Source organism: Vibrio sp. 1401 (genome assembly GCF_033340295.1).
The window spans coordinates 16,059-41,009 of the sequence record NZ_JAWOWF010000039.1 but is presented as its reverse complement, the minus strand read 5'-3'; the positions used below and the strand labels follow the sequence as shown (position 1 = coordinate 41,009).

The following is a 24,951-nucleotide window of genomic DNA, read 5'->3' as shown; positions in this document are numbered from 1 at the left end:
TTTTATCGATGTGCCGAACGGTGGCGTATCGTGGACAGAAAAAGAGAATCAAAATGGAACAGAAAATCGTTAATATCGGCGACATTCAGGTTGCTAACGACAAGCCATTCACCCTATTTGCAGGTATGAACGTTCTTGAGTCTCGTGATCTTGCGATGCAGATCTGTGAGCACTACGTAAAAGTAACGGAAAAACTTGGTATTCCTTACGTATTTAAGGCGTCGTTTGACAAAGCAAACCGCAGTTCTGTTCATTCATACCGTGGTCCAGGTCTGGAAGAAGGTATGAAAATCTTTCAGGAGCTGAAAGACACTTTTGGTGTAAAGATCATCACGGACGTTCACACTGAAGCGCAAGCTCAACCTGTCGCTGACGTGGTAGACGTTATTCAGCTTCCTGCATTCCTAGCTCGTCAAACTGACCTTGTTGAAGCTATGGCCAAAACAGGTGCGGTTATCAACGTGAAGAAACCTCAATTTATGAGCCCAGGTCAAGTGGGTAACATCGTTGAGAAGTTCGCAGAATGCGGTAACGACAAGATCATCCTATGTGAGCGCGGTTCTTGCCACGGTTACGATAACCTAGTTGTAGACATGCTTGGTTTTGGTGTGATGAAAAATGCTTCGAAAGGTAGCCCAATCATCTTTGACGTAACGCACTCACTACAAATGCGTGACCCATCAGGCGCAGCATCTGGCGGTCGTCGTGAGCAGACAGTTGAGCTTGCTAAAGCGGGTCTAGCGACAGGCATCGCAGGTCTATTTATCGAAGCGCACCCAAACCCAGACCAAGCGCGTTGTGATGGCCCATCTGCACTGCCTCTAGACAAGTTAGAGCCATTCTTAGCACAAATGAAATCGCTTGATGATCTGATCAAGAGCTTTGCAGATATCGATATCAAGTAAACGCCAGATGACTGGTGGTAACAAATACTATAGCCAACCGAGTGTTGGCTATTTTTTTATCTGAAAAGCCGTGAATTCTCAAACTTGTTACTGATGAATTTGTTATTGCTAAACAATGCATCATAATTATTAAATCAATGTGTTAGGGTGCACGTGGTTTTCAAATAGATCCAATGCTTAAAATGTGCATCAGTAATCCCAATAAGAAAAAGGTAAATAAATGAATCAGCGTCTGATGATCAAAACTGTTTTGAGTGCCGCTATCTTGGCCTCGTTAGCTGGGTGTGCTACGCAACCTGCACCAGAATGGAATGCCGATACAACCTATAAATTGACCGTATTGCACACTAACGATCATCATGGTCGCTTTTGGCAAAATCGATACGGTGAATATGGCATGGCGGCGCGTAAAACGTTAATCGATGATTTGCGCGAAGAAATACAGGCTGAGGGGGGGAGCGTGTTATTGCTTTCTGGTGGTGACATCAACACAGGAGTACCTGAGTCTGATTTACAAGATGCCGAGCCGGATTTCAAAGGCATGAGCAAAATTGGTTACGATGCGATGGCTCTAGGTAATCATGAGTTTGATAATCCATTGGACGTGCTATTCAAGCAGCAAGAGTGGGCAAACTTTCCGATGTTGTCTGCCAATATTTACGATAAAAATACTGGCAAGCGTTTATTCCAACCATACGCGATGTTTAAAAAGCAGGGCATTAAAATTGCGGTCATTGGTCTTACAACCGAAGACACTGCGAAACTTGGCAACCCTGAATTCATTGAACAAATTGACTTCCGTGACCCGAAAGAAGAAGCCAAGGAGTTGATTGCAGAACTGAAAGAGACAGAGTATCCAGATCTGATTTTTGCTGTCACGCATATGGGACACTATGAAAATGGTAATAGAGGCATCAATGCTCCTGGCGATGTGGCGTTAGCTCGTTATTTGAATGACGGCGATCTCGACATGATCGTTGGAGGACACTCACAAGAACCTGTGTGCATGGAAGGTCCAAACGTTATTAAAAAGAACTTTAAACCAGGTGATGAATGTCAGCCCGATAAACAAAATGGTACCTTTATTGTTCAGGCACATGAGTGGGGGAAATATGTGGGACGCGCCGATTACGAGTTTCGTAATGGCGAACTCTCGATGGTGAGCTACGATCTAATCCCTGTAAACTTGAAAAAGAAAGTTAAAGTTGATGGTCAGTCGCAACGAGTCTTGATCCAAGATGAGATTAAACAAGACGAAATGATGCTTGAGTTTCTTCGTCCTTATCAAGAAAAAGGTCAGGGCAAACTAAACGTGAAGATTGCAGAATCTAACGGTAAGCTTGAGGGTGACCGCAATGTGGTTCGTTACCAGCAAACAAACTTAGGTCGATTAATTGCAACGGCTCACATGGAACGTGCGAAAGCAGATTTCGCCGTAATGAATTCTGGCGGCGTTCGCGATTCGATTGCAGCAGGTGAGATTACCTACAAAGATGTGCTGACTGTTCAGCCATTTGGCAATATGGTCTCTTACGTTGATATGACGGGCAAAGAAGTATTGGATTACCTAAATGTCGTTGCAACTAAACCTGTCGACTCTGGAGCTTACGCGCAGTTTGCCGGCATTGCGATGAGTATCAATAATGGTGAGGTAACCAATGTGTTCATTGGTAATAAGCAACTTCGCTTAGATGGTAATTACCGCTTTACCGTACCAAGCTATAATGCTGCTGGTGGAGATGGTTACCCTAAAATCGACGATCATCCAGGGTATGTAAATACAGGTTTTACCGATGCTGAGGTTTTGAAGGATTATTTAGAAACACATAGCCCTATTGATGTTAATGAGTATGCCCCTTCAGGTGAAATCACGTATTTAGTTGATACGGCGATTGATCAGTAACCCAACAGAGAAAAAGCGATTGACTCAAACTCGCTGATATCATTAACTAAAAGCGCAGATCCAATTCAATCTGCGCTTTTTGTTTTTATGAGGAGAATCTTGATGACTCCGGCCATTAATCTTGCGAAAAAGAAAAAAATTCCACACACGATTCATCAGTATGAGCATGACCCTAGAGCCGATAGTTATGGCTTGGAGGCTGCTGAAGTACTGGGGCAGGATCCGAAAACAGTATTTAAAACCTTGCTGTTCTGCTTGAACGGGGAGCCAAAGAACCTTGCGGTTGCGATTATCCCTGTTGACCAAAAGCTGAACCTAAAACTGGCGGCGAAAGCAGCGAAGGGCAAAAAGGCCGATATGGCTGATCCGGAAATCGCCCAAAAGACCACAGGTTATGTCGTTGGTGGAATTAGCCCACTAGGGCAGAAGAAAGCCTTACCTACTTTTTTGCACGAAAGCGCAGCAGAGCAAGACAAAATCTGTGTGAGTGCTGGTAAACGTGGTTTAGAAATTGAGTTAGCCCCGAGAGATTTGCTGAGCTTAACTCGTGGTCAGTTTGCACCTCTTTGTTTGTAAACTCATGACAAATAAAAAGGACGCTCATGAGCGTCCTTTTTTGATCTTGCCTGTCAGTGAAGCGTTACTTCTTCAGACTCAATGTACCACCAGTGCGTTTAGCTGGTTTGCTTGGTTTCGCGGCATTTGGGTTCATGTAATGCTGCTTAGGCTTACTCAGTGATTGAGGCTTGTTTGCTGAATGCGTATTGCTCGATGCATCTGGTTTACGGTGCGATTTACCATGCTCGCCTTGCGGTCTGCTGCGTTCACCTTGTGATTTCGCTTTGTAATGTTCTTTAGCTGGACGTCCGCCTTCATCATCACGCTGACGACGCTTTTGTTGACCTTTTTTCGAGTTTGGTGCATGACGGAATTCATCAGCATTGTTACCGCGGAAAGTTCGTGTCTTCTGGTTACGACGAGCAGTAGAATCTTGGTTTTCTTCACGGCTATCAAACAGCTTCGCGTCGGTCGCTTTACGAATGTTGCGACCTCTAGAGTCTGTTTTTGATGCTTCTTCTGTACCTACCGAGCCTTCACACATTGCTAGGATCTCTGCCACTTCTTCGTCACTTAGATAACGCCATTTCCCATTGGGAATACCATCAAGAGAGATATTCATGATGCGTACGCGACGCAGCTTGAATACTTCATAGCCCAGCGCTTCACACATGCGACGGATCTGACGGTTAAGTCCTTGAGTGAGCACAATACGGAAAGAGAATTTAGTTTCTTTCGTTACCTTACAAGGTAGGGTGACTGTGTCGAGAATCTTAACGCCACTCGACATCTGTTTGAGAAACTCGCCTGTAATTGGCTTGTCCACGCGTACGACGTACTCTTTTTCGTGGCTGTTGCCTGCGCGAAGGATTTTGTTCACGATGTCGCCATCGTTGGTCAAAAAGATCAGACCATCAGAGGGTTTGTCTAAGCGGCCGATCGGAAAGATACGTTTTTGGTGGCCGATGAAATCAACGATGTTTCCAGGGACGTCTCTCTCAGTTGTACAGGTGATGCCTGTTGGTTTATTGAGAGCGATATAAATCGGCTTCTCTTTTGCTGCCACTGGCTTACCATCCACACAAACATCATCACCAGGTAGCACTTTTGTCCCCATTTCAGGTTTGTTGCCATTAATGGTGACACGGCCTTGCTCAATCAGTCTGTCTGCTTCACGGCGTGAGCAAAACCCCGTTTCACTGATGAATTTATTTAATCGTTTAGCGTTGTCTTGTGACATTTTTGTCTCCTAACGTTTCACAACGGCGAATGAAGCTCCCTTCCTTTAAGGGGAAGGAAGAATAAGGGCGGGCATTCTAGCATTAGGGTGAAATTTAGCCTAACCGTTTTTGGTGACGTTCGCGGGTTTCTAATTTCTTTTCCGCACTTTTTCTAAGTAGGACGTAAACGGCTCCAGTTCCACCGTGAAAGCGTTGCGCACTATGGACGCATTGGACTTCCTTTATTTGTCGTAGCCAACTGCTAACAAAGCTTTTCATCATTGCAGGTGGATTTGAGCGTTCTCCTCGACCATGGACGATAACGACCGTTCTAATGTCCATTGATAGGCATTGCTTTAAAAACGTCACGACTTCATCACGTGCTTCTTTCAATGTTTTACGGTGCAAATCCAAGCGAGCTTGGATTGGATACTTACCAAGGCGAAGTTTGCGGTAAACCCCGTCCTGTACACCATCACGTTTGAACTCAACAAAGTCCTCTGGCTTGAGCATTTCAGCGTGATCAAGTGATAGGTATTCTGGGTCATCTTCCGTTAACCAGATTGCTGCTTCGCGTTTTGCGAGCTGTGCTTCTGTTACTTGGTGTACTTTTTTGTGTTCGGTGGTGTCTTGAGTGATTGGCTTTACATCGCCCATCATCTGTTGAAATAGATCAAAATCGTCGTCGTGAGACATAGCAGTAATCTCATTAAGAACAGGGAAGAATAATAGGATTATATCAATGAGTGGTGCATTGAGATCAAATAAAAAACCGGAGTAGGCAAGTAACCGACTCCGGTGCAAAGCGTTTCTAGAGCTAAGCGAGATCTAGTGAGGAGATTTGTCGTTCATGATCTTGTATATGAAGAAACCGCCGTAAAATAACATCAGACCAATTGCCCCAAAAATTACTATCATTGACGATAGACCCACTGCATTACCAAATAGGAGATCAAGCCAAAAGTCCATACGTTTCCTCCAAGATGTTCCCGACAGGAATAAACTAAATGGCGGTGTCTTGTTGCACACTGATCTGGATCAATTATGTTGCTAAGGTTAATAAACTGTATTTTGTTGTGAGTTATCAGTCACATTTTACGTGCTAGTGTTCAGTTATTCATCAAACGAATTAAGACCTAAGGTTTTTTTGTAAAAAGCACTTGCGCCACAGTTCAGAATCCGTAATATACGCATTCGTTGACGGGGACAATTCCTCAGTTAAACATCTCGGTGAATAGCGCAGCTTGGTAGCGCATCTGGTTTGGGACCAGAGGGTCGGGGGTTCGAATCCCTCTTCACCGACCACTTTTAGAAAGCCTGCTCAATGAGCAGGCTTTCGTCGTTTTTAGCGCTAGTAATTTTAGACTTCAATAGTATCGAATCAAATTGGGGTTCGCCTGATGTTCGAATATGGCACTTCACCGACACGTATTGAGAGGAAGGCTCTACAGAAATGTAGGGCCTTTTCATTTTTTAGAGTGAGTAAATTTATTACTTGATGTCACACGAGATAGTATTGATAGGAGTTTCAGAAGTAGTGAAGCAGACATAAGCGGTCTTTGGGTGATTTGGACCAATCTTGACGTAACCCGCTTTTAAATCGTCTTCATCAAACGTTACTGAGTGAGATTTGCTTGTATTTCCATCATAGTAAACCGCTTCAAAGCCTTGGTTTATCATATGTGCAACGCGATTTCGAGTGTGGGCTGTTGAAAACGTGATGTTCGCGCAACGCATCATTGGTTTTTCGGTAATAAGAAATTGACCACTCTCTTTATCTAAAACACCGCCTTTTACTTCCGGAGTTATATCAATAGCTTGAAAAGCTTCTACGTTGCATGGCGGTTTAGCATAAGACAGCGAAGAAGTGAGCATAATTCCAATCGTGTATAGGAATAAATATTTAAATTTCATATGAGTTGTTTTGTATCCACTTAGCTTAACGGTGTTTTATAAGAAAGTTTGAATGAATTTTTAAATGGTTGTATTTAAATAATTGTATTTAAATGGCATTTTTCAAACAATCACTAGATATCACAATTTGCTTGGCGCGTCTTACCCAGTGGTTTGATGTTAAATCCCCGATTTTTAAGCAGTTCAATCAGGTTATCTTTACCTACTAAATGCAAGCCACCAACAACAACGGTGAAGCGACCCGATTGTTGAGGTAGAACACTGCCAGTGTCGAGTTTTTTAGCCCAATCTCGATTACGCTCGTATAAAAAGGCTTGGTTAAACTCTTCTGTTGTATGATCGGTCAAAGAGGCTTCGACCAACATGCTACCATCACCACTCTTCCAACTCTCTATCAAGCATTGAACCAACTCTTCTCCGCCATCATATTCTTCAATTGACGAGAGAAGTATCTCTTTACCGCCTTCTGATTGACCTGCGATTAAATCGATTTGGAATTGCACTGACTCTAGTGGAATGACCGGGATTTGCTTTTTATCAGCGAGTCCTATTAGGTGCATGTCGACCCCTTTATCAGAGACATACCCCAGTTTGTTGACTAAAGCGAGTTGGATGGTGAATGCAGCCATCCAAGGTGGGGAATTTAGGAGTTGAGTTTCTGGCAAACCTAAATCTTGGGCAATTTCAATTAAGTGGCGACGTTGAGCTCTGTCTAAAACATCTTTAGAAAGAATGGTTGTTTGTGGGTAAACCAAGCCTTCAGAATTCCTGACGTCTGCTTCAATAATCAACCCTGCGCTTTGGCTTAAATACTGGATGACCGTTCTAGGGAGTGGGTACATCGTTTTATCCCCCACATGTACCGAGCCAATAATCATAAGTTCGGTTTCCCCTTTTTTCGCTAACCAATGCTGTGGCTCTGCATAAGATGAAAAAGGCGTTAAAGTAACAAGTAGAGATGATATGAGCGTCAAGAGACGAAACATAGAATGGTCCTCAGATAAGATACCTTGAAACTTTATACGCAAAATAGCGTGAGGTTAAGTGCAATTTCTCCAGTGGTGTATTCGACAAAATCGTCATTTATAAAAATATTGACGAGTTTTGACGACGAATAAATGAGAGTCACTTCACGAAAGGTAAATAGGTAATTCGCTTACTAATGGTTCACAAAATAATTAGGCGTGATCCAAATCTTACAAAATCAGTCGTAACTCATGAATATAAGTGACCTAGATCGCAGCAAACTCGTCAAAACAAGTTGTTCGATTTTGACGTGTATTGTAACTCCATGAAAATTAGGTTTTTATTGTTTTTGCTGAGTGTCATTTTTTGAGCTGGATCACTTCCTATTTCTATTTATTTTACGCTTAGAAATAACAGGTTGTATGTTGAATGTAACGGTTAGGTACCTCGCATTTGAGGGGCCGAGATTTTTATCATTGTCGTTTTGAACCACTGACTTTTTTGGGGAAGTAAGATGTTTAAACCTAGTCTGATTGCTGTTTCTGTTATCACTACATTAGCAGGTTGCTCTGCGCTGCAAAGCTCTGAACAACAAGTTGTAAATTCGTTGGCTAATAATCTTGATATTCAATACCAAGTGTTGACTAACCACGGTGCAAACGAAGGTCTTGCTTGTCAGGACTTAGGGGCTGAGTGGGCGTCTTGTAACAAGGTAAACATGACGCTGGTTAACCAAGGTGAAGCGGTTGACTCAAGAGATTGGGCTATTTACTTCCATAGCATTCGTCTGATTCTGGATGTTGAAAACGAACAGTTTAAAATCTCTCGCGTAACGGGTGATCTACACAAACTAGAACCAACAGATAAGTTTGATGGTTTTGCTGCGGGTGAAGAGGTTGTGCTTCCTCTTGTTGCTGAATACTGGCAGCTATTTGAAACTGACTTCATGCCAGGCGCTTTCGTTGCTGCACCAAATGCAGAGCCTAAGATGATCGCTTCTCTTAACACAGAAGACGTTGCATCTTTCGTGACTGGTCTTGAGGGTAACAACCTAAAACGTACGCCAGATGACAACAACGTATTTGCGAGCGCTGTGTCTCGTTTCGAGAAGAACGAAGATCTAGCAAAACAAGACGTATCAACCACGTTACTACCAACGCCAATGTCTGTTGAAGCAGGTAAAGGTACGGTAGATATCGCGGCGGGTATTGCGCTGCCTAAAGACGCATTCGATGCGGCTCAATACGCAGCAATTCAAGGTCGTGCAGAAGTGGTAGGTGTGGATGTTCGTGGTGATCTTCCTGTAAGCATCACTGTTGTTCCTGCAGACTTCACCGGTGAATTGGCAAAATCTGGTGCTTACGAAATGAGCATCAAAGGCGACGGTATTGCGATTAAAGCGTTTGACCAAGCAGGTGCTTTCTACGCAGTACAATCTATCTTTGGCCTGGTAGATAGCCAAAATGCTGATTCTCTACCACAACTGTCTATTAAAGATGCGCCGCGTTTTGATTACCGTGGTGTGATGGTGGACGTGGCTCGTAACTTCCACTCTAAAGACGCGATTCTTGCAACGCTTGACCAAATGGCCGCGTACAAGATGAACAAACTACACCTTCACCTAACGGATGATGAAGGCTGGCGTTTAGAAATCCCGGGTCTGCCTGAGCTGACTGAAGTGGGTGCTAACCGTTGTTTCGATTTGGAAGAGAAAAGCTGTTTACTGCCTCAGCTTGCCTCAGCTTGGCTCAGGCGCAACGACAGACAACTTTGGTTCTGGCTTCTTCAGCAAAGCAGACTACGTGGACATCTTGAAGTACGCGAAAGCGCGTAACATCGAAGTGATTCCTGAAATCGATATGCCAGCACACGCTCGTGCAGCAGTGGTATCAATGGAAGCACGTTACGACCGTCTAATGGAAGAAGGTAAAGAAGCAGAAGCGAACGAGTACCGCCTGATGGATCCTCAAGATACATCGAACGTAACGACGGTTCAGTTCTACAATAAGCAAAGCTTCATCAACCCATGTATGGAATCTTCAACTCGCTTTGTTGATAAAGTGATTTCAGAAGTAGCAGCAATGCACCAAGAAGCGGGCACGCCGCTAACAACATGGCACTTTGGTGGTGACGAAGCGAAGAACATCAAGCTAGGCGCTGGTCTGCAAGACATCAACGCAGAAGACAAAGTAAGCTGGAAGGGTAACATTGATTTGTCTAAGCAAGACAAGCCATTCGCACAGTCACCACAATGTCAGACGCTAATTGCAGACGGTACGGTAAGCGATTTTGCTCATCTACCAAGCCACTTTGCAGAAGAAGTGTCGAAGATGGTGGCAGAGAAAGGCATTCCAAACTTCCAAGCTTGGCAAGATGGCCTTAAGTACAGTGAAGGTGAGAAAGCGTTCGCAACAGAAAACACACGTGTTAACTTCTGGGACGTTCTTTACTGGGGTGGCACATCATCAGTGTACGAATGGTCTAAGAAAGGTTACGACGTTATCGTTTCTAACCCAGACTACGTATACATGGACATGCCGTACGAAGTTGACCCGAAAGAGCGTGGTTACTACTGGGCGACGCGTGCAACAGATACTCGTAAGATGTTTGGTTTTGCACCAGAGAACATGCCTCAGAACGCAGAAACCTCTGTAGACCGCGATGGTAACGGCTTCACTGGTAAAGGTGAAATCAAAGCGAAACCTTTCTATGGTCTATCAGCACAGCTGTGGTCTGAGACAGTACGTAACGACGAGCAATACGAGTACATGGTATTCCCTCGCGTACTGGCAGCCGCTGAACGTGCATGGCACCGTGCTGATTGGGAAAACGACTACAAAGTGGGTGTTGAATACTCGCAAAACTCTAACCTAGTAAACAAAGCTGCGCTAAACCAAGACTACAACCGCTTTGCGAACGTACTTGGCCAACGCGAACTGGCTAAGCTAGAAAAAGCGGGTATCGACTACCGCCTACCTGTACCAGGCGCGAAAGTTGAAGAGGGTAAACTGGCAATGAACGTTCAGTTCCCGGGTGTGAAGCTTCAATACTCTCTAGACGGCAAGAACTGGCTAACTTACGTAGATAATGCTCGTCCAAATGTGAAAGGTGAAGTGTTTATCCGTTCTGTGTCAGCAAGCGGTGAGAAAGCAAGTCGAGTGACCAGCGTGAAATAACTCGATTCTTGTAAGTTAATTTTTTGGCAAAGCCTCAACATCATGTTGGGGCTTTCTTTATTTTTTGAGGAAATTAAGCGTGATCGATGTCTAATTATTTTTCATTGATAAATAAGTTTTTGGTTGTAATGGTCAAGGTTATTGTGAACTTGATCGACTTAATCTGCTAAATATCAATAAATTATCTGTTTACGATCACACTTCTATTTTTTGAATAATTTTATAAAAATACGATAAGTGCCTGTATTTTCCATGTTTTTATCAGGGTTGTTGAGCTTCGGTTTGAACAAGATCACTTTTTAAAATGTTTTATTTTCCATCGCGAATTAATTAAAACAATATTGCGAACGCCAAGGAGGCACATTCCAAAGTTTGCGATAAAAGGGAAGAGATGCCCTCTAAAACTATCGCATAACGTGAATAAATAAAGGCAGTAATTATGAAAAACATTTTTGCACTGAGTGCTCTTTCTCTCGCTTTCGCTTCTAGCGCTTTTGCTGGTTCTTCTTACGTAACAGGTAATGTTCAATTCCACGATGATGGTCGAATTCATGGTTCGGACGTTACGTCTACACTGGAAGCTGGTCATACTTTTGATAACCAATTCGGCGGCTTTACGGTTTACACCGAATTTGATGGTATTCAGTTGGGTAAACTGGAAACAGAAAACGGTGGCGCAGGTAACACAACACCAGCAATCACTGTGGGTGGTGAGCAGTCATTTAATATTACCGATCATTTATGGGTTGCCGCGGGTTACCAACACCTGTTCTCTGCTGGCGAGAATGTACAGTACCGTCCATTGGTTAAGATCGGTTACAACTTCGATAACGGCATCTCCTTAAGTAACCGTACTCGTGCGCACATTGATGCGACAGACGCAGATGCGGATACAGATTACCGCATGGACAACCGCATCGGTTACGTGATGAATGAGGATGTGACGCTAAGCTACAACAACGTCTACATGATTGAAGCGGAAACCATGGACCACGAGCTTCGTGCAACGTGGACTCGTAAAGGTGTTCAACCTTACTTTGAGTTCCGTAGTCAAGCACACGGTGCAGAAAACGCGAGTGGTGACAGCCTAGTGAATAACGCTTTTGTATTTGGTGCCTCTTACGGCTTCTAATTTTATATTTGTCTTAACTGTCCATTAAGAAAAAGCCCAGCGGTTTATCTCGCTGGGCTTTGTTTTTATTGGTCGTTGCCTTCGTGGTGGCTATATTCGAACACTTGGCCTTTTTCGTTAAAGGCGTAAACGGTGTAGCTGTCTTTTTTGTCGCCATATTCCATACCAGGGGAGCCCATTGGCATGCCTGGTACTGATAGGCCTTTTGCGTTACGTGGTGGATTTTTCAAAAACGCTTTAATGTCTTCGGCTGGAATGTGACCTTCAAACAGATAGCCGTTGATCTCTGCCGTGTGGCAAGAGTAAAGCTGTTCATTCTTGATGCCTAGATCGCGTTTGATGGCGTTCATGTCATCGTGCAATTTTTCTTCGACCGTAAAGCCGTTCTCTTCCATGTGTTTTGTCCATTCTCCACAACAGCCACAGTATGGCGATTTATGGTTAATGACATCGGCTGCCAATACGTTGGCGGACACGGTCGCAAGCATTGCAAAGGTCAATAGTTTCAACTTCATAATACCCTCAAAAAGAAGTGGTTATTTTACTGAAAACAGTCGTAGTCGATTTGCATTACTAACGACAGTAATTGAAGACAGTGCCATTGCCGCTCCTGCGACAACAGGACTGAGCAAAAATCCAAACGCTGGGTAAAGCACACCAGCGGCAACTGGAATACCCAACGAGTTGTAAACAAAGGCACCAAATAGGTTTTGCTTCATGTTCTTAAGTGTAGCGCGAGAGAGTTCAATCGCATGTACTACCGCCATTGGTGACGTGTTCAGGATGGTCATTTGCGAACTTTCAATGGCGACATCACTGCCGCTACCCATGGCAATACCTAGGTTGGATAACGCGAGAGCAGGGGCGTCGTTAATGCCATCCCCCACCATTGCCACGACATGTCCTTGAGATTGAAGTTGCTCAATGTGCTGAGCTTTCTCATCTGGCATTACTTGGGCAATCACTTCATCAATACCAAGTTCTTGGCCGATAGCATTGGCAACGTGTTGGTTATCGCCCGTCAGCATTACCGTTTTGATGCCTTGCGATTTTAATGCAGAGAGCGCTTGCTTCGCATCTGATTTGATCGGGTCGGCAATGGCGATCAGACCGATCAGTTCGCCGTTCAATGCCACAGCTACCGGAGTCCACGCATTTTTTGCGCATTCATCGATGGCGGGTTTTAGTGCGCTGGTCTCGACGTTCTCTGCTTGCATAAATTGAAGCGAACCAATGAGCAGCGGTTTATCTTGATACGTCGCCCAAATGCCGCGCCCGCGAACGTTCTCAAACTTGTCTAATGAGACATCCTTTGCGTCGTGTCGTTTGGCGTAATCACATACCGCTTTTGCCAGTGGGTGCTCAGACTGACGCTCTGCCGCATACGCTAAAGCCAATAGATCTTCTTGGCTGGTGGCGTGAGTAAACACTTGCTGAACGCTAGGTTTACCTTGGGTAAGCGTGCCAGTTTTGTCGAATACAACCGTGTCGACTTTGCTTGCCAATTGAAGGGCGTCGGCGTCTTTGATCAGAATGCCGAGCTCTGCGGCTTTACCCACTCCCACCGTGACAGAAAGTGGGGTTGCTAAGCCTAGAGCGCAAGGGCAGGCGATGATCAGGACGGTTGTGGTGACCACCAGCATATAACTCGCTTTTGGCTCTGGACCAACGGCAAACCAAACGAGCGCGGCCAGTATTGCTATGCCAACAACGACAGGGACAAACACCGATGAAATCTGGTCTGCCAGTTTCGCGATGGCTGGCTTACTGCTTTGCGCTGTGCGCACCATGCGGATGATACGAGCCAGCATGGTATTTGCGCCAATGCCCGTTGCCTCAATGACTAATCCACCATCGGTATTTAATGTCCCAGCAGACACTTGAGCCTCTTGCGCTTTTAATACTGGTACTGGTTCACCAGTGAGCATCGACTCATCAATGTATGATTCACCTTGAATCACAACACCATCAACAGGCACTTTCTCGCCTGGTTTGATACGCAGTTTCATGCCTAGCGTGATTTGCTCAACCGCGATTTGTTGGTCGCCTTGTTCCGTGATTACCGTAGCTTGCTGAGGTTGCAGGTTAATCAGAGCTTGTAAGGAACGTGTTGTGTTTGCTTTGGCTTTTGCTTCAATATAGTGCCCAAGAGAAATTAAGCCGATGATCATTGCACTCGCTTCAAAGTACACGTGGCGTGAAGCAAGAGGGAACCAGTCTGGGAAAATCACCACAAGCATCGAATAGAACCACGCTGCGCCAGTACCGAGCGCGACTAACGTGTCCATGGTGGCGCGCTTGTGAGTAGCTGCTAACCAAGCGTTACTGAAGAAGTGTTTCCCTGCTGTGGCAAGAAGGAGTAAACATACGATACCGATCGCGCCCCAAGCTAATTGGTCGTTGGTGTTGCGAATCATCATATTGCCGCCAGCAACGCCCCAAATCATTAAGGGGGCACCGACGACAAGGCCAGCAATAGCATCCAGTTTAAAGCGTTTTTGTTGCTGACGTTGTTGCTGCGCTTGCTTTTCTTGCTGGGTTGCGGCGTCTTGTAGGATCTCTGCTTGGTAACCGGCTTGTTTTACCGATTCAACAATTGCGTTAAGGAGGTCATCAGAGTCTTGGCTTGCGAATACTAGTGCGCTTTGTTCTGCGAGGTTGACCTGTGCTTTCTCAACGCCTTCTACGTTAGTAAGTGCTTTCTCTACTGAAGAGACGCAACTCGCACACGTCATGCCTTGAATCAGCATTTGCAATTGAATACTCGCTGGTGGCACCTGCGTATCTTTAATATTGCTTTGCTTTTCTACCTGTTCGGTCTCTGGTGAGCTTTCGTTCTCTACTTCAACAGAATCAAGGTTGGCGGTATAGCCGAGTGTTGCTATTAAGTCGATCACTTGTTGCTCGGAGAGGAGGGTACGAATCTCTAAGTGCGTTGTTGAAGCCTCAAAAGAAATAACGTCTTGATTAGATTCTAATAAAGATGAAAGTTTTCTGACGCAACCGCCACAGCTTAAGCCTGAAAGGTTTAGTTCGTAGTGATTTCCTGCTTGGTAACCAAGAGATTCAATCGACGAGACGAGCTCTTTAAGAGAAGACTCGGTTTTGACCTCTACTTGCGTCGGGGACAAATTGAGGATCTCCACATCGTGATTCGCATGTAAAGCATTCTCAACTTTTCTCGCACAGCCCATGCAGTTGAGCCCTGATAAAGGTATAACTAACTGATACATAATCTGCACCTCAATAGTAGTGATGCTATGAGCTTAAACCTTCCTGCAAGGGTAAGGTCAATACCCATTTGCTACTCACAACAATTTCGTCAAAATCTCTCGAATCCCACAAGTGCACGGTCATTTTACTTGCGAGTGATCTCAAGGTTTTTTCTCTTTGAATATAAAGTTCCGTTAAAACACCTAAAAGATGAATGAAGTCGCTCACGTTTTTTAGATACTCTCAATGTCTGTTCAGTGTCAAAACGTACTTTTAACGTTTTTTATTTTTATATTTGATGTTAAGTAATTGTTTTTTATTATTTTATTTTATTTTTGATCTTCTCATTTTGAAGTCGCTCAGATTGCTGTAGGGAAAGTTTTTTAGTGCGAAAAAAGTTTGTCATATTTGCCCCGTCCAAACACTGTTTCAAGTTCCTGCCATGTCCTAGTTAGTGAATTTGAAAATGGAAAAAACTAAAAATATAGGGGTTTATAATGTCTTACCTAAAGAAAAGCCTACTTGCCACGGCAATTACCGGCATGATGTTCAGTGGTGTTGCATTTGCTGATGGTGCAAACAGTGACGCAGCAAAAGAGTTTCTAACCAAAGATTCATTTTCTTATGAAGTTTACGGGATCATCGCGATGCAGGCCGCGTACCGCGATTACGATTCTGGCAGCAAAGCAACGGACGATGATTTGGGTGGCATGCAGCTAAACAACGAATCTCGTATTGGTTTCCGTGGTAAAAAACAATTTGCTAACTTCGACCCTACTTTTATTTGGCAAATCGAAGGCGGTTATGTAGACCCTAGCTTTGGTGGCGAGGGCGCAGGTCTTGGTGAACGTGACACATTCGTCGGTTTTGAAAGTGCATCTTGGGGTCAAATTCGTCTGGGTCGCGTTTTGACACCTATGTACGAATTGGTTGACTGGCCAGCATCTAACCCTGGTCTCGGCGATGTATACGACTGGGGTGGTGCTATTGGAGGCGCCAAGTACCAAGACCGTCAATCAAACACTATCCGCTGGGACTCTCCAATGTTTGCTGACAAATTCTCCCTAGATATCGCAGCTGGTGCAGGTGATAAAGCAGGTCTAGGTGAAGGGGATGACTACTGGGGTGGTATCGCAGCACACTACAAAATTGGTCCTATCCAGTTAGATGCGGCATATGAAGGTAACCGTAATATCAAGATGGAAAGCCAAACGTGGGAAAACAACACGTACTTGGTAGGGGCACAAGGCTGGTTTGATAACGGAATCTCTTTCTTCGCGCAATACAAATACATGGAGGCGGACGCAAGCAATGGTGTGAGTGAAAAGCAAGATGCAATGTCTGCCGCTATCATGTACACCACGGGTGATTGGCAATACAAACTGGCTTACGCCGCTAACTTTGATCTAGAGCGTGATGGTAAGAAAATTAACGATACAGCGGACGATGTGTTATCAGCACAAGTTATGTATTTCGTAGACCCATCGGCAGTGCTGTACGTACGTGCTCGTACTCTAGACTTTGGCGACGGTGCGTCTCAATTAGATAAACCAACAGAAGCACGTTGGAAGTCTGCTGACTACGACGAGTTCTCTGTAGGTGTTGAATACTACTTCTAATTAAAGAAGCAGCTAAAAGGGCGGAAACGCCCTTTTTATCTTGATACTTATTCAAATAAGCCTTTGAAATGACTGGCCTGTAAATTTTAGAGGCTTATCTAAATTGGTATAAAGTGAGAAACCATGATGAAAAAAACAACGACACTTCTCGGACTTTGCGCAATGCTTTCGGCGCCAGCTTTTGCTGCTCAACTCACTCTGCAATCTGAATTAGTTCCTCGCGTTCTCAACGGCGAGTTCGTCTACCCTGAGTGGATATCCAAGAACAACAGCATCGAGTTAAAGGATGGGGAAAACCAATTAGCGGTAACGGTTGGACAAATCGTATTTGAAGATGGAAAGCGCCGTAAATTCGATTCGCAGCCGCTGGTATTAGAGTTTGATGCAGAAAAAGACACCGAGCTTTCTCTGGCTTATCAAACATTCCGTACTATTGAAGAGGCGAGAGCCTTCGAACTCGATCCTAAAGTGGTATTGAAAGACAAAAACGGAAAAGAAGTGGCATTCTCTATGGTTCAACTTCGTAAAGGTGGTTTGCAAGGTTTTCGTGATTACGAACGAGAAGTTGCCGACTATAATAACGCAATGAATAAAGAATCGACTAAGGCAAGCATTGCGTCTTCTCCAGCGGAAACCAAAACAATCAAAGCATCGTTTAATGAATTGAGCCGTGAAGAGCAGCAAGAATTTATGCAATGGGCAATGCGTAACCTGAAGTAATTTCGTCTCGTGCTTTAACAGTAAATAGCAGAGCTGTGCCTTTTTGGTTCTGCCCTGTTTTTATTTCTGGTGTCAAACCGATTGTAGAATTGACTTACGGTGGTAAAATGTCGCCACTTTTATCCTTGACATTACAACGAGAGATCTCTCGTTGCTCATTACCCCTAAGGAACTCAAATGACGGTTAAAACTCGTTTTGCTCCTAGCCCAACTGGCTATCTACACGTTGGTGGTGCGCGTACTGCACTTTACTCTTGGCTATACGCTAAAAACCAAGGTGGTGAATTCGTTCTACGTATCGAAGATACAGACCTTGAGCGTAACTCTCAGGAAGCGGTTGATGCAATTCTTGAAGGCATGGAATGGCTAGGCTTGGAGTGGGATGAAGGTCCTTACTACCAAACTCAACGTTTTGACCGTTACAACGAAATGGTTGATAAGCTTCTTGCTGAAGACAAAGCTTACAAATGTTACGCGTCCAAAGAGCTGCTAGATGAAATCCGTGCAGAGCAAGAAGCAAATAAAGAAATGCCTCGCTACGATGCTAACCATCCAAAAATCAAAGCAGCAAACGAAGCGGCAAAAGATGGCGATCCATGTGTTATCCGTTTCCGTAACCCGAAAGAAGGTAGCGTAGTATTTGATGATCAAATCCGTGGTCGCATTGAAATCCGCAACGATCAAATGGATGACCTAATCATTCGTCGTACTGACGGTTCACCTACTTACAACTTCTGTGTAGTAGTGGATGACTGGGACATGGGTATCACTCACGTTGTTCGTGGCGAAGACCACATCAACAACACGCCTCGTCAAATCAACATCTACGAAGCACTAGGTGCGCCAGTACCTACATTTGCACACTGTGCAATGATCCTGGGTGATGACGGCGCGAAACTGTCTAAACGTCACGGCGCTGTATCAGTCATGCAATACCGCGATATGGGCTACCTGCCTGCGGCACTAAACAACTACCTAGTGCGCCTTGGTTGGTCTCATGGGGACCAAGAAATCTTCTCTCAAGAAGAGATGATCAATCTATTTAGCCTAAACGCAGTATCTAAGTCAGCGTCTGCTTTTAACACTGACAAACTGCAATGGTTGAACAACCACTACATCAAGAACTCAGACCCTGCGTACGTTGCTGAGCATCTACAATGGCATCTAGATCAACAAAAACTAGACGTAACGAATGGTCCTGCTATCACTGACGTGATCAAGCTAGTGGGTGAGCGTTGCAACACACTAGTTGAGCTAGCTGAGCAAATCCGTTACTTCTATGAAGATTTCTCTGAGTTTGAAGCGGGCGCAGCGAAGAAACACCTACGTGGCGTGGCTAAAGAGCCTCTAGAACTTGCATTAGCGAAAGTGGAAGCACTAACTGAGTGGACGACAGCGAACATCAAAGATGGCGTTATCGCAGCAGTATGTGAAGAGTTGGAAATCGGCATGGGCAAAATCGGTATGCCATTACGTGTTGCTGTAACAGGCGGGGGTCAGTCTCCTTCTGTCGATGCAGTAATGGAGCTGGTTGGAAAAGAGCGTTGTATTGCTCGCATTAAGATGGCGCTTGAGTTCATTGCTGAGCGTGAAGCAAACGCATAATTGCTTTGAACTGAACGTTCTTTTGAATAAATAGTCACAAAGCCGCGGTGAGCAACCGCGGCTTTTTTGTATCTTCAATTTAGATAACGAGAAACTTTCTCTCATATTGGTGAATGAAGAGATGGTTTCACCTGTAATTTACCTCAATATGGATAAGATTTTTTAATCCAAATATCGTTGGCATGAATAAAAAACGAGCGATTATATATCAAATATCTGATTGATTTTTATCCATGTTCCTTAAAGTTCCATTTTGTTTGTCTCATTTTTAAGAAAAACCTTTGCTTTAGCTATTTTGTTTCAAAAAACAAAGCAAACGTTTGCGTGGTGATTGCGTGGGGATTTTTTTGCTTAAGATCACATGTTGTCGAGATTTTTGATGACAATAAATTGACAGAATTGGGATTTTTCTCGCGATTTCTTAGCGTTATAGTTCATTCCGTCAGCGATACCGAGATGGCGATATGTATCACTGAACAGGAAATATACGTAAGTTGCTTCCATAAAAAAAAATGCATGTGCATAAAAAGAAGCTGACTAAGTATCTCACTCAAGGAATGAATAAAAAGAATTGAAATACAACGTCAGTCAGACGGCGCATTTCGGCATCTAACAAAAGAACTTCTTTAGAGGAATCAATAATGAAAAAATTAGCAGCGGTAATTTCAGCGTCTCTACTTATGGCTTCAGCAGCACAAGCAGAAGTATACGTTGGTGGTAAGATGGGTAAGTCATGGATGGAAGACGCGTGTGTAGCGGGCCAGGCTTGTGACAAAGACGATTCTACTCTTGGCGCTTTTGTTGGTTACGAAATGAATAAATACTTCGCAGTAGAAGCGGGTTTCGACAACATCGGTGATTTTAACCAAACTTCTTTCGGTGGCCACGTAGAAGCAATCACTCTTGCTCCTAAATTTAGCCTACCAATCACTGAAGACATCGCACTTTACGGTAAAGTGGGTGGCGCTTACGTAATGTTTGATGGCAAAGATGATTACTCTTACCTAGGCGCGGCTGGTCTTGAATTCAACCTAAGCCAAAACGTAACAGCTCGTGCGGAATACCAAACACTGACTGACATCAGCAACGATGTAACTCGTGCGACAGGTAACACTGCAACACTAGGTGTTTCTTTCAAATTCGGCGGCAACGATGAGCCAGTAATCGTAGAAGAGCCAGTTGTTGTAGAAGAAGTGGTTGTAGAAGAAGTGGTAGAAGAGCCAGTTGTAGTTACGAAAACATTCGAAACTCAAACAATTGGTACAGGTAGCTTCGATCTAAACAGCACAACTCTAAAACCAGAGAGCGCTGCAAAACTTGATAACCTAGTTGCTTTCCTAAACGAGCACCCACAAGCGAACGTTGAAGTTGTAGGTTACACAGATACGTCTGGTCCAGCAGCTTACAACCTAAAAGTTTCTGAAAAACGTGCTGAGTCTGTTGCTAACGCACTCGTTGAAAAAGGTATTGATTCATCACGTATCCAAGCTCGTGGCGAAGGTGAAAACAACCCAATCGCTTCAAACGACACTCGTGAAGGTCGTCAACAAAACCGTCGCGTAGAAGTCGTTGTTCCAGAATTTGAATACCAAGTTCAGCAATAAGCTCCTATTCGACCGTAGTATAGAAGACTGAAGCTGAAAGCCCCAAAGAGTTCGCTCTTTGGGGCTTTTTATTTCTCTTCAAAAAACTGACTGAAATGTTCAAAGTGGCCAGGTATTACTTAAGATCAATGCTGTTTAAACGCCCCATAAATGTCAGGATCTCCAAGTTATCTTTATGTGCTTCTAACAACGCTTTTTTGGTTTGCATGTAGGCGGCAAGTTTGCCGTACTTACTAATAGAGCGAACCACCGTTTTATATTTATACTCACCGTCATCATTGAACTCTCGCCACTTGGCGATGTAACACGTATCTCGGTTGTCAGGGTTTTCAAGAGTAGGGTTAGGCTTGTGAACGATTTTAGGCTCAACGCTATGTGGAAGCCTAGTCATTAGGTAAGGGTCTTTCAAAAGACGTCGCCAGAATTTGCCCCACATTTGCCGGCCTAACTCGTTTCTCAGCTTAATGGCTTTTTGTAAGCCTTTCTTTTCTCCAATACGAACAAATCCTACCGAGCGGTGTAGTACCGTATCCTCGGGGGTATGGATATGTATCTTAAAGGCTGTCTTGCCTTTAGAAATAAAGCGGTGTCCAGTGTTAGTTATTAAATTGCTCTTAGACATAGTGCTAACTAATAATTTTATTAATAGCTAAAAGGGTAAGCAAAACTCATAGATAATTAAAGTAATAAAATACAAAACTGTAAATAGGGCTTGTTGAAATGATTTCAAGGGGAAGAAGTCAGATCAGTAGAAGGCTTTATCCCGTAACCGAAACACCCGATCCGATCATATTGATTACTGGGAAGATTATCTAACACGGTGTACTAGGGGGAGCAGTGCGAGGCTTGAAATTGAAGATACAAAAAAGCCTTAGCTCAAGTGGGAGCTAAGGCTATGATATGGCGCCCCCAGTAGGATTCGAACCTACGACCTGTCCCTTAGGAGGGGACTGCGCTATCCAGCTGTGCCATGGGGGCGTAATACCAATAGTTGCAGTTCATTGCACTGTTTTACTGAGTTCAAATCTAGCAATCTACCAGATCTGTATCAGCATCACGTTGAACGATTCGCTACGGTCATTGGTATAATCAAATAAGATGCGCTGCCTATGATATTCAAAAGTGAGCATATCTCAAGACTTAATGTTTGCTTTTATAGGATCTTGTTCATTACGTCGCCAATTTGAACGCTAGATGCTAAATTTGGCTGATCAATCGTCAGTTCCGCTTCGTGTTCGTATATGCGTGATACCGTTAATGTAATTTCGCTTTGCGAGACTTTGTTTCTTGGCAATCCATTTTGGTCGATAAACGACGCGGTGTGCCAAAGCTGCAATTTGTCTCCCTCTTTTACGCCGTGCATACGGCCGAGATCCATCGTTACGGTATTACCGAAGACTGCCACAACCTCTGGCAGTGTAATTTTGCAAGATAGCTCCGACTCCAGATCCAACATAATATTGCGACTAACGCGAAGCATCATCTCGCCATAGGTCGATGCCCAAAAACGTGCACTACGAGTGTCCACTTGACTCGTCTTAGCAAATGGCCAACGCGCGACCTCACGGTAGGCTTTGTTGAAGATTTCATGGCCAGTTTTACCATCAAATACTTTCATTTCTAACGCAAACTGACGATTGATGATGTCATCTTGCAATAGTTGAGATTCGACCGTTGCAGTGAGATCGGTAATGACCCCTCCAATGATGTATTGTGCGCCATTGTCTTGCGCGATCATTTGAGTGCGAGCAGGATAGTTGCTGCTTATTGAGTAGTCCGTTGTACCAACAGACACAAAGCTGCGTGAGGTTTGATCAAGTTGACGGTTCACTACGTGGCTAAAATCGTCACCAACTTGATAAATTTGTCCCATCACTGCTTGTTGTGGTGATGCGACCTCAATATTGCCGACCAGCATTGTCTTTTTGTATTGATCGGTGTGGCAACCCGTTGCCGATGGATAAATATCAACGCGGATTTTTACCTCGACTTTACCGCGACGTTTGCGTTCAGACTCCACCAAAATGTAACGGACTTCATGATTGGTAAACTGGTATTCGTTGCGACTTTCTTCTAATAGCGGCATCAAGTTGCTAATACTGCCAATATCTGCGCCCGAAAAATTGACGGCTTTGAACAGCGCGTCTTCCAACGCATGGAGCCTTGCCGTCTCTTCTGAAGAAACGATGGTGGCAACGCCTGTGACTTCATACCAAGATGCCATTACCTTAAAAGGCACAAGCATCACTAAAGTGATTGAAAACAGACTGTTTAATATTTTTTTCATTGGTTACAACCGTTCGGGTATAAATATTGCTTTAACAAATTCAGTGAAGTTTGGTGGGTTTTTCTTCGTTAGGCAAACAAAGAAAAGCAAAGACTGTTCCAATATTCACTTTCTTGGAAAGGAATTAATAAAGAACGGTATCACCTAAGATTATCTGGAGAATCAAACCATGAAAAAGTGGCTTGTCGCTGCATCGATGATGACGCTTCTGACATCGTGCGCGTACTCACCGATTTACAATGGTAAAGAACCTTACTCGGGAAGCCAGTTCATGCTGATGGATAGTCCGCGTCATACGATGGACTTTTTCATTGAGAGCATGACAGAAGACCTGATGGTTTCTAATGTGGCAGTATCAGCGCGGACACCGATTGCGATTACCTCGTTTGTTGATCTACAAAATATGGATGCAACAAACTGGTTAGGTAACTCGGTCTCTGAAGGTTTTATCCATCAGTTTCAGCGCCGAGGGTTTAAAGTGGTTGATTTCAAAACTACGGGCTCTATTCAAGTGACGCAACAGGGCGATTTTGCTTTAAGTCGTGATTGGCAAGATTTAGCTCAAGAGCAGCAAATTCAGTATGTATTGACCGGAACGATGCTGCGCCAAGAGGGGGGAGTGCTTGTCAATGCACGCGTGGTTGGCATGCAAAGCCGTGTAGTTGTAGCGACAGCGCAAGGTTTCCTTCCGGCTGACCGTATTGGGCGTGACTTAGATACGTTAAATAGCATCCGCACACAAGATGGTGTGTTGATTCGTTCTGACCCTACCATTCGTCAGCCGTACACTGTGATTCTCCGTCCATAGGATAGAAGCATGAAGAAGTTATTATTTATTGTTGCCACACTGATATTGGTTGGGTGTCAGCCATTACAACAGATGCGTCAAGATGAAATCTTAGTGGCGGTGGGCTACGCCAGCGTCAGTGAGCAAACAGGCCGCACAGTAGAAGAAAAGCGTGTACGAGCAATGCGCGCATCAAAAATTGATGCTTATCGTGAGCTAGCAGAGCAAGTTTATGGCATGCGTGTTAGTGGACGTGCAGAGCTGCAAGACCAGCGTTTGGGTATTGAAAGCACCACTGGTGCCGTCGATGGTGTAATTCGTGGTGCAGAAGTTGTGCGTAGTTATCTTGTTGAAGACAGTTATGTGACTGAGCTGCGTCTGGATATCCGTAAGATGGATAAGCTACGTGATTATGGAGAAGTTCAGCAAGTGCCTGAGAAGCGTCAGCAAACTTTGTTTTAAACCATTTCACTAGACAGATAATCTTTTTGAGCGGCTGACTGGTAACAATGAGTCGCTTTTTTATATCTACGTGAGCGCGGGAATTGAGGGTAGGAGTGACGTTTAAGCTTTTATATTGGTGCCAAGCGTCGAGATGGTGTGGGTTTTTCCGCCCGCATTGTAGGTCATGCCAACTTTGCCATGAGTTCGCTGGAGCATGTTGTTGAGTTTATTGAAGCTCAGCTGTGCGCGACTAAGCGATTCGCCATTTACTTGGTTAACTTGTTGACAGTCGAGGACGATCGATTGGATTTGAGCAACAACCTGACTTAGGTGCTCATCTTCAGTAAGTTGATTGACGTGCGGGTGAGAGGCGATTCGCTGATCAGTTGTTCTGAGCTGATCAATGAGCGTCATCTTCTGTTTGGCAATGTTCTCAATCTCGGTAGAGACACGCGCCGTTATTGCTTGTGTTTCTTGGCGTAAAACAGCGGAAAGTGCCTTAGCATTTTCTAGCTGGAAATTAATGAGATCGACTAATGCTGCCATAAAATACTTACCTTCGGCCTAAGTCAGTTAGCTTTTGCCTTGCAATTCGTTTTCAAACTTAATCATGTTGTCAGCCAATTTTTCAGGATCGACTTTGTATGAACCGTTTGTGATAGCTTCTTTGATTGCTGCAACTTTGGCGCTGTCATATGCCGGAGAAGCTGCCATATCCTTCTGGAGTTTACTGACGGCTTTACTTTGCTGGCTGAGTGATACTGCGTCTTGTTGCGCTGGCGCCTTTTTTGATTCTGTCGTGCTGGTAGCATTGGAATCGTTACGTGCAGGTGCGCGACTTGTTGTCGTCATCATTTGCCCTGAACGTATATTATCTATACCTGCCATGTTTAACCTT

General features: G+C 44.3%; 21 protein-coding genes, 2 tRNA genes and 1 pseudogene. 12 read left to right on the top strand and 12 right to left on the bottom strand.

Features of this window, described 5'->3' with window-relative positions:
- Window positions 1-53 precede the first annotated feature (53 nt).
- From kdsA to ybaK, 3 genes are all read left to right on the top strand, one after another.
- On the top strand, window positions 54-905 hold the full coding sequence (gene kdsA / locus R7Z77_RS17865; protein ID WP_005384095.1) for a 3-deoxy-8-phosphooctulonate synthase: 852 nt from the start codon (window positions 54-56) through the stop codon (window positions 903-905).
- A gap of 220 nt (window positions 906-1,125) precedes the next feature.
- On the top strand, window positions 1,126-2,808 hold the full coding sequence (gene ushA, locus R7Z77_RS17860) for a bifunctional UDP-sugar hydrolase/5'-nucleotidase UshA (protein ID WP_213967735.1): 1,683 nt from the start codon (window positions 1,126-1,128) through the stop codon (window positions 2,806-2,808).
- Between the two features lie 102 nt (window positions 2,809-2,910).
- On the top strand, window positions 2,911-3,384 hold the full coding sequence (gene ybaK / locus R7Z77_RS17855; RefSeq protein ID WP_005384092.1) for a Cys-tRNA(Pro) deacylase: 474 nt from the start codon (window positions 2,911-2,913) through the stop codon (window positions 3,382-3,384).
- 64 nt (window positions 3,385-3,448) lie between these two features.
- Here the strand turns inward: ybaK and rluF are convergent, their stop codons facing one another.
- The 3 genes from rluF to R7Z77_RS17840 form a co-directional block, all read right to left on the bottom strand.
- Window positions 3,449-4,606 carry a 23S rRNA pseudouridine(2604) synthase RluF gene (gene rluF, locus R7Z77_RS17850; protein ID WP_017634839.1) on the bottom strand — a complete coding sequence of 386 codons (1,158 nt, stop codon included), beginning with the start codon at window positions 4,604-4,606 and terminating at the stop codon, window positions 3,449-3,451.
- Window positions 4,607-4,700: 94 nt separating this feature from the next.
- Entirely contained in the window at window positions 4,701-5,282 is a 582-nt protein-coding gene (gene smrA, locus R7Z77_RS17845) for a DNA endonuclease SmrA (protein ID WP_005382233.1), read from the bottom strand.
- Window positions 5,283-5,414: 132 nt separating this feature from the next.
- Entirely contained in the window at window positions 5,415-5,555 is a 141-nt protein-coding gene (locus R7Z77_RS17840; protein ID WP_005382236.1) for a DUF3149 domain-containing protein, read from the bottom strand.
- Between the two features lie 259 nt (window positions 5,556-5,814).
- Here R7Z77_RS17840 and R7Z77_RS17835 point away from each other — a divergent pair.
- Window positions 5,815-5,891, top strand: a tRNA-Pro gene (locus R7Z77_RS17835).
- Between the two features lie 186 nt (window positions 5,892-6,077).
- On the opposite strand, the gene R7Z77_RS17830 is transcribed toward R7Z77_RS17835, so the two are convergent.
- Together R7Z77_RS17830 and R7Z77_RS17825 are read right to left on the bottom strand one after the other, a co-directional pair.
- The gene (locus R7Z77_RS17830; protein WP_375792880.1) at window positions 6,078-6,461 is read right to left on the bottom strand and encodes a hypothetical protein; all 384 of its coding nucleotides are present in this window, start codon (window positions 6,459-6,461) and stop codon (window positions 6,078-6,080) included.
- A gap of 152 nt (window positions 6,462-6,613) precedes the next feature.
- Window positions 6,614-7,486 carry a TraB/GumN family protein gene (locus R7Z77_RS17825; protein ID WP_064353689.1) on the bottom strand — a complete coding sequence of 291 codons (873 nt, stop codon included), beginning with the start codon at window positions 7,484-7,486 and terminating at the stop codon, window positions 6,614-6,616.
- Window positions 7,487-7,980: 494 nt separating this feature from the next.
- On the opposite strand from R7Z77_RS17825, the pseudogene R7Z77_RS17820 reads away from it, so the two are divergent.
- Both R7Z77_RS17820 and R7Z77_RS17815 read left to right on the top strand, forming a co-directional pair.
- Window positions 7,981-10,642 (top strand): annotated as a pseudogene (locus tag R7Z77_RS17820) (beta-N-acetylhexosaminidase).
- A gap of 439 nt (window positions 10,643-11,081) precedes the next feature.
- Window positions 11,082-11,774 (top strand): oligogalacturonate-specific porin KdgM family protein, encoded by a 693-nt coding sequence (locus R7Z77_RS17815; protein ID WP_005382004.1) that lies wholly within the window; start codon window positions 11,082-11,084, stop codon window positions 11,772-11,774.
- A 65-nt stretch (window positions 11,775-11,839) separates the two neighbouring features.
- Here the strand turns inward: R7Z77_RS17815 and R7Z77_RS17810 are convergent, their stop codons facing one another.
- Both R7Z77_RS17810 and R7Z77_RS17805 read right to left on the bottom strand, forming a co-directional pair.
- Complete coding sequence (locus R7Z77_RS17810) at window positions 11,840-12,289, bottom strand: DUF411 domain-containing protein (RefSeq protein ID WP_005382005.1); 450 nt, start codon at window positions 12,287-12,289, stop codon at window positions 11,840-11,842.
- A 21-nt stretch (window positions 12,290-12,310) separates the two neighbouring features.
- Window positions 12,311-15,007 (bottom strand): heavy metal translocating P-type ATPase, encoded by a 2,697-nt coding sequence (locus R7Z77_RS17805; protein WP_064353692.1) that lies wholly within the window; start codon window positions 15,005-15,007, stop codon window positions 12,311-12,313.
- A 477-nt stretch (window positions 15,008-15,484) separates the two neighbouring features.
- Between R7Z77_RS17805 and chiP the strand changes: the two genes are divergently transcribed.
- The 4 genes from chiP to R7Z77_RS17785 all read left to right on the top strand — a co-directional run bounded on the left by chiP (window position 15,485) and on the right by R7Z77_RS17785 (window position 20,535).
- The gene (chiP, locus tag R7Z77_RS17800; RefSeq protein ID WP_017819978.1) at window positions 15,485-16,606 is read left to right on the top strand and encodes a chitoporin; all 1,122 of its coding nucleotides are present in this window, start codon (window positions 15,485-15,487) and stop codon (window positions 16,604-16,606) included.
- A 123-nt stretch (window positions 16,607-16,729) separates the two neighbouring features.
- Entirely contained in the window at window positions 16,730-17,326 is a 597-nt protein-coding gene (locus R7Z77_RS17795; protein WP_031780870.1) for a DUF2057 domain-containing protein, read from the top strand.
- A gap of 177 nt (window positions 17,327-17,503) precedes the next feature.
- A complete protein-coding gene (gltX, locus tag R7Z77_RS17790) occupies window positions 17,504-18,931 on the top strand; it encodes a glutamate--tRNA ligase (protein WP_005384075.1) in 1,428 nt (475 codons plus the stop codon).
- A gap of 641 nt (window positions 18,932-19,572) precedes the next feature.
- On the top strand, window positions 19,573-20,535 hold the full coding sequence (locus R7Z77_RS17785) for an OmpA family protein (RefSeq protein ID WP_005382010.1): 963 nt from the start codon (window positions 19,573-19,575) through the stop codon (window positions 20,533-20,535).
- 115 nt (window positions 20,536-20,650) lie between these two features.
- Here the strand turns inward: R7Z77_RS17785 and R7Z77_RS17780 are convergent, their stop codons facing one another.
- The 3 genes from R7Z77_RS17780 to R7Z77_RS17770 all read right to left on the bottom strand — a co-directional run bounded on the left by R7Z77_RS17780 (window position 20,651) and on the right by R7Z77_RS17770 (window position 22,822).
- Window positions 20,651-21,157: a hypothetical protein gene (locus tag R7Z77_RS17780; RefSeq protein ID WP_005382011.1), complete on the bottom strand. Its 507-nt coding sequence runs from the start codon at window positions 21,155-21,157 to the stop codon at window positions 20,651-20,653.
- 279 nt (window positions 21,158-21,436) lie between these two features.
- Window positions 21,437-21,513 (bottom strand) — tRNA-Arg (locus R7Z77_RS17775).
- Window positions 21,514-21,688: 175 nt separating this feature from the next.
- Window positions 21,689-22,822: a flagellar assembly protein FlgT gene (locus R7Z77_RS17770; protein WP_005382012.1), complete on the bottom strand. Its 1,134-nt coding sequence runs from the start codon at window positions 22,820-22,822 to the stop codon at window positions 21,689-21,691.
- Window positions 22,823-22,991: 169 nt separating this feature from the next.
- On the opposite strand from R7Z77_RS17770, the gene R7Z77_RS17765 reads away from it, so the two are divergent.
- A complete protein-coding gene (locus R7Z77_RS17765) occupies window positions 22,992-23,630 on the top strand; it encodes a FlgO family outer membrane protein (RefSeq protein ID WP_005382013.1) in 639 nt (212 codons plus the stop codon).
- A 9-nt stretch (window positions 23,631-23,639) separates the two neighbouring features.
- Window positions 23,640-24,071 (top strand): flagellar assembly lipoprotein FlgP, encoded by a 432-nt coding sequence (gene flgP, locus R7Z77_RS17760; RefSeq protein ID WP_005382014.1) that lies wholly within the window; start codon window positions 23,640-23,642, stop codon window positions 24,069-24,071.
- A gap of 102 nt (window positions 24,072-24,173) precedes the next feature.
- Here flgP and R7Z77_RS17755 read toward each other — a convergent pair whose 3' ends face one another.
- Together R7Z77_RS17755 and flgM are read right to left on the bottom strand one after the other, a co-directional pair.
- Complete coding sequence (locus R7Z77_RS17755) at window positions 24,174-24,599, bottom strand: flagella synthesis protein FlgN (protein WP_213967738.1); 426 nt, start codon at window positions 24,597-24,599, stop codon at window positions 24,174-24,176.
- A 27-nt stretch (window positions 24,600-24,626) separates the two neighbouring features.
- Entirely contained in the window at window positions 24,627-24,941 is a 315-nt protein-coding gene (flgM, locus tag R7Z77_RS17750) for a flagellar biosynthesis anti-sigma factor FlgM (protein WP_005382018.1), read from the bottom strand.
- Window positions 24,942-24,951 lie beyond the last annotated feature (10 nt).

What these genes read in the sequence shown, in the direction of transcription:
- kdsA (WP_005384095.1), top strand. Translation starts at nt 54, where the DNA reads ATGGAACAGAAAATCGTTAATATCGGCGACATTCAGGTTGCTAACGAC.
- ushA (WP_213967735.1), top strand. Translation starts at nt 1,126, where the DNA reads ATGAATCAGCGTCTGATGATCAAAACTGTTTTGAGTGCCGCTATCTTG.
- ybaK (WP_005384092.1), top strand. Translation starts at nt 2,911, where the DNA reads ATGACTCCGGCCATTAATCTTGCGAAAAAGAAAAAAATTCCACACACG.
- rluF (WP_017634839.1), bottom strand. Translation starts at nt 4,606, where the DNA reads ATGTCACAAGACAACGCTAAACGATTAAATAAATTCATCAGTGAAACG.
- smrA (WP_005382233.1), bottom strand. Translation starts at nt 5,282, where the DNA reads ATGTCTCACGACGACGATTTTGATCTATTTCAACAGATGATGGGCGAT.
- R7Z77_RS17840 (WP_005382236.1), bottom strand. Translation starts at nt 5,555, where the DNA reads ATGGACTTTTGGCTTGATCTCCTATTTGGTAATGCAGTGGGTCTATCG.
- R7Z77_RS17830 (WP_375792880.1), bottom strand. Translation starts at nt 6,461, where the DNA reads ATGCTCACTTCTTCGCTGTCTTATGCTAAACCGCCATGCAACGTAGAA.
- R7Z77_RS17825 (WP_064353689.1), bottom strand. Translation starts at nt 7,486, where the DNA reads ATGTTTCGTCTCTTGACGCTCATATCATCTCTACTTGTTACTTTAACG.
- R7Z77_RS17815 (WP_005382004.1), top strand. Translation starts at nt 11,082, where the DNA reads ATGAAAAACATTTTTGCACTGAGTGCTCTTTCTCTCGCTTTCGCTTCT.
- R7Z77_RS17810 (WP_005382005.1), bottom strand. Translation starts at nt 12,289, where the DNA reads ATGAAGTTGAAACTATTGACCTTTGCAATGCTTGCGACCGTGTCCGCC.
- R7Z77_RS17805 (WP_064353692.1), bottom strand. Translation starts at nt 15,007, where the DNA reads ATGTATCAGTTAGTTATACCTTTATCAGGGCTCAACTGCATGGGCTGT.
- chiP (WP_017819978.1), top strand. Translation starts at nt 15,485, where the DNA reads ATGTCTTACCTAAAGAAAAGCCTACTTGCCACGGCAATTACCGGCATG.
- R7Z77_RS17795 (WP_031780870.1), top strand. Translation starts at nt 16,730, where the DNA reads ATGATGAAAAAAACAACGACACTTCTCGGACTTTGCGCAATGCTTTCG.
- gltX (WP_005384075.1), top strand. Translation starts at nt 17,504, where the DNA reads ATGACGGTTAAAACTCGTTTTGCTCCTAGCCCAACTGGCTATCTACAC.
- R7Z77_RS17785 (WP_005382010.1), top strand. Translation starts at nt 19,573, where the DNA reads ATGAAAAAATTAGCAGCGGTAATTTCAGCGTCTCTACTTATGGCTTCA.
- R7Z77_RS17780 (WP_005382011.1), bottom strand. Translation starts at nt 21,157, where the DNA reads ATGTCTAAGAGCAATTTAATAACTAACACTGGACACCGCTTTATTTCT.
- R7Z77_RS17770 (WP_005382012.1), bottom strand. Translation starts at nt 22,822, where the DNA reads ATGAAAAAAATATTAAACAGTCTGTTTTCAATCACTTTAGTGATGCTT.
- R7Z77_RS17765 (WP_005382013.1), top strand. Translation starts at nt 22,992, where the DNA reads ATGAAAAAGTGGCTTGTCGCTGCATCGATGATGACGCTTCTGACATCG.
- flgP (WP_005382014.1), top strand. Translation starts at nt 23,640, where the DNA reads ATGAAGAAGTTATTATTTATTGTTGCCACACTGATATTGGTTGGGTGT.
- R7Z77_RS17755 (WP_213967738.1), bottom strand. Translation starts at nt 24,599, where the DNA reads ATGGCAGCATTAGTCGATCTCATTAATTTCCAGCTAGAAAATGCTAAG.
- flgM (WP_005382018.1), bottom strand. Translation starts at nt 24,941, where the DNA reads ATGGCAGGTATAGATAATATACGTTCAGGGCAAATGATGACGACAACA.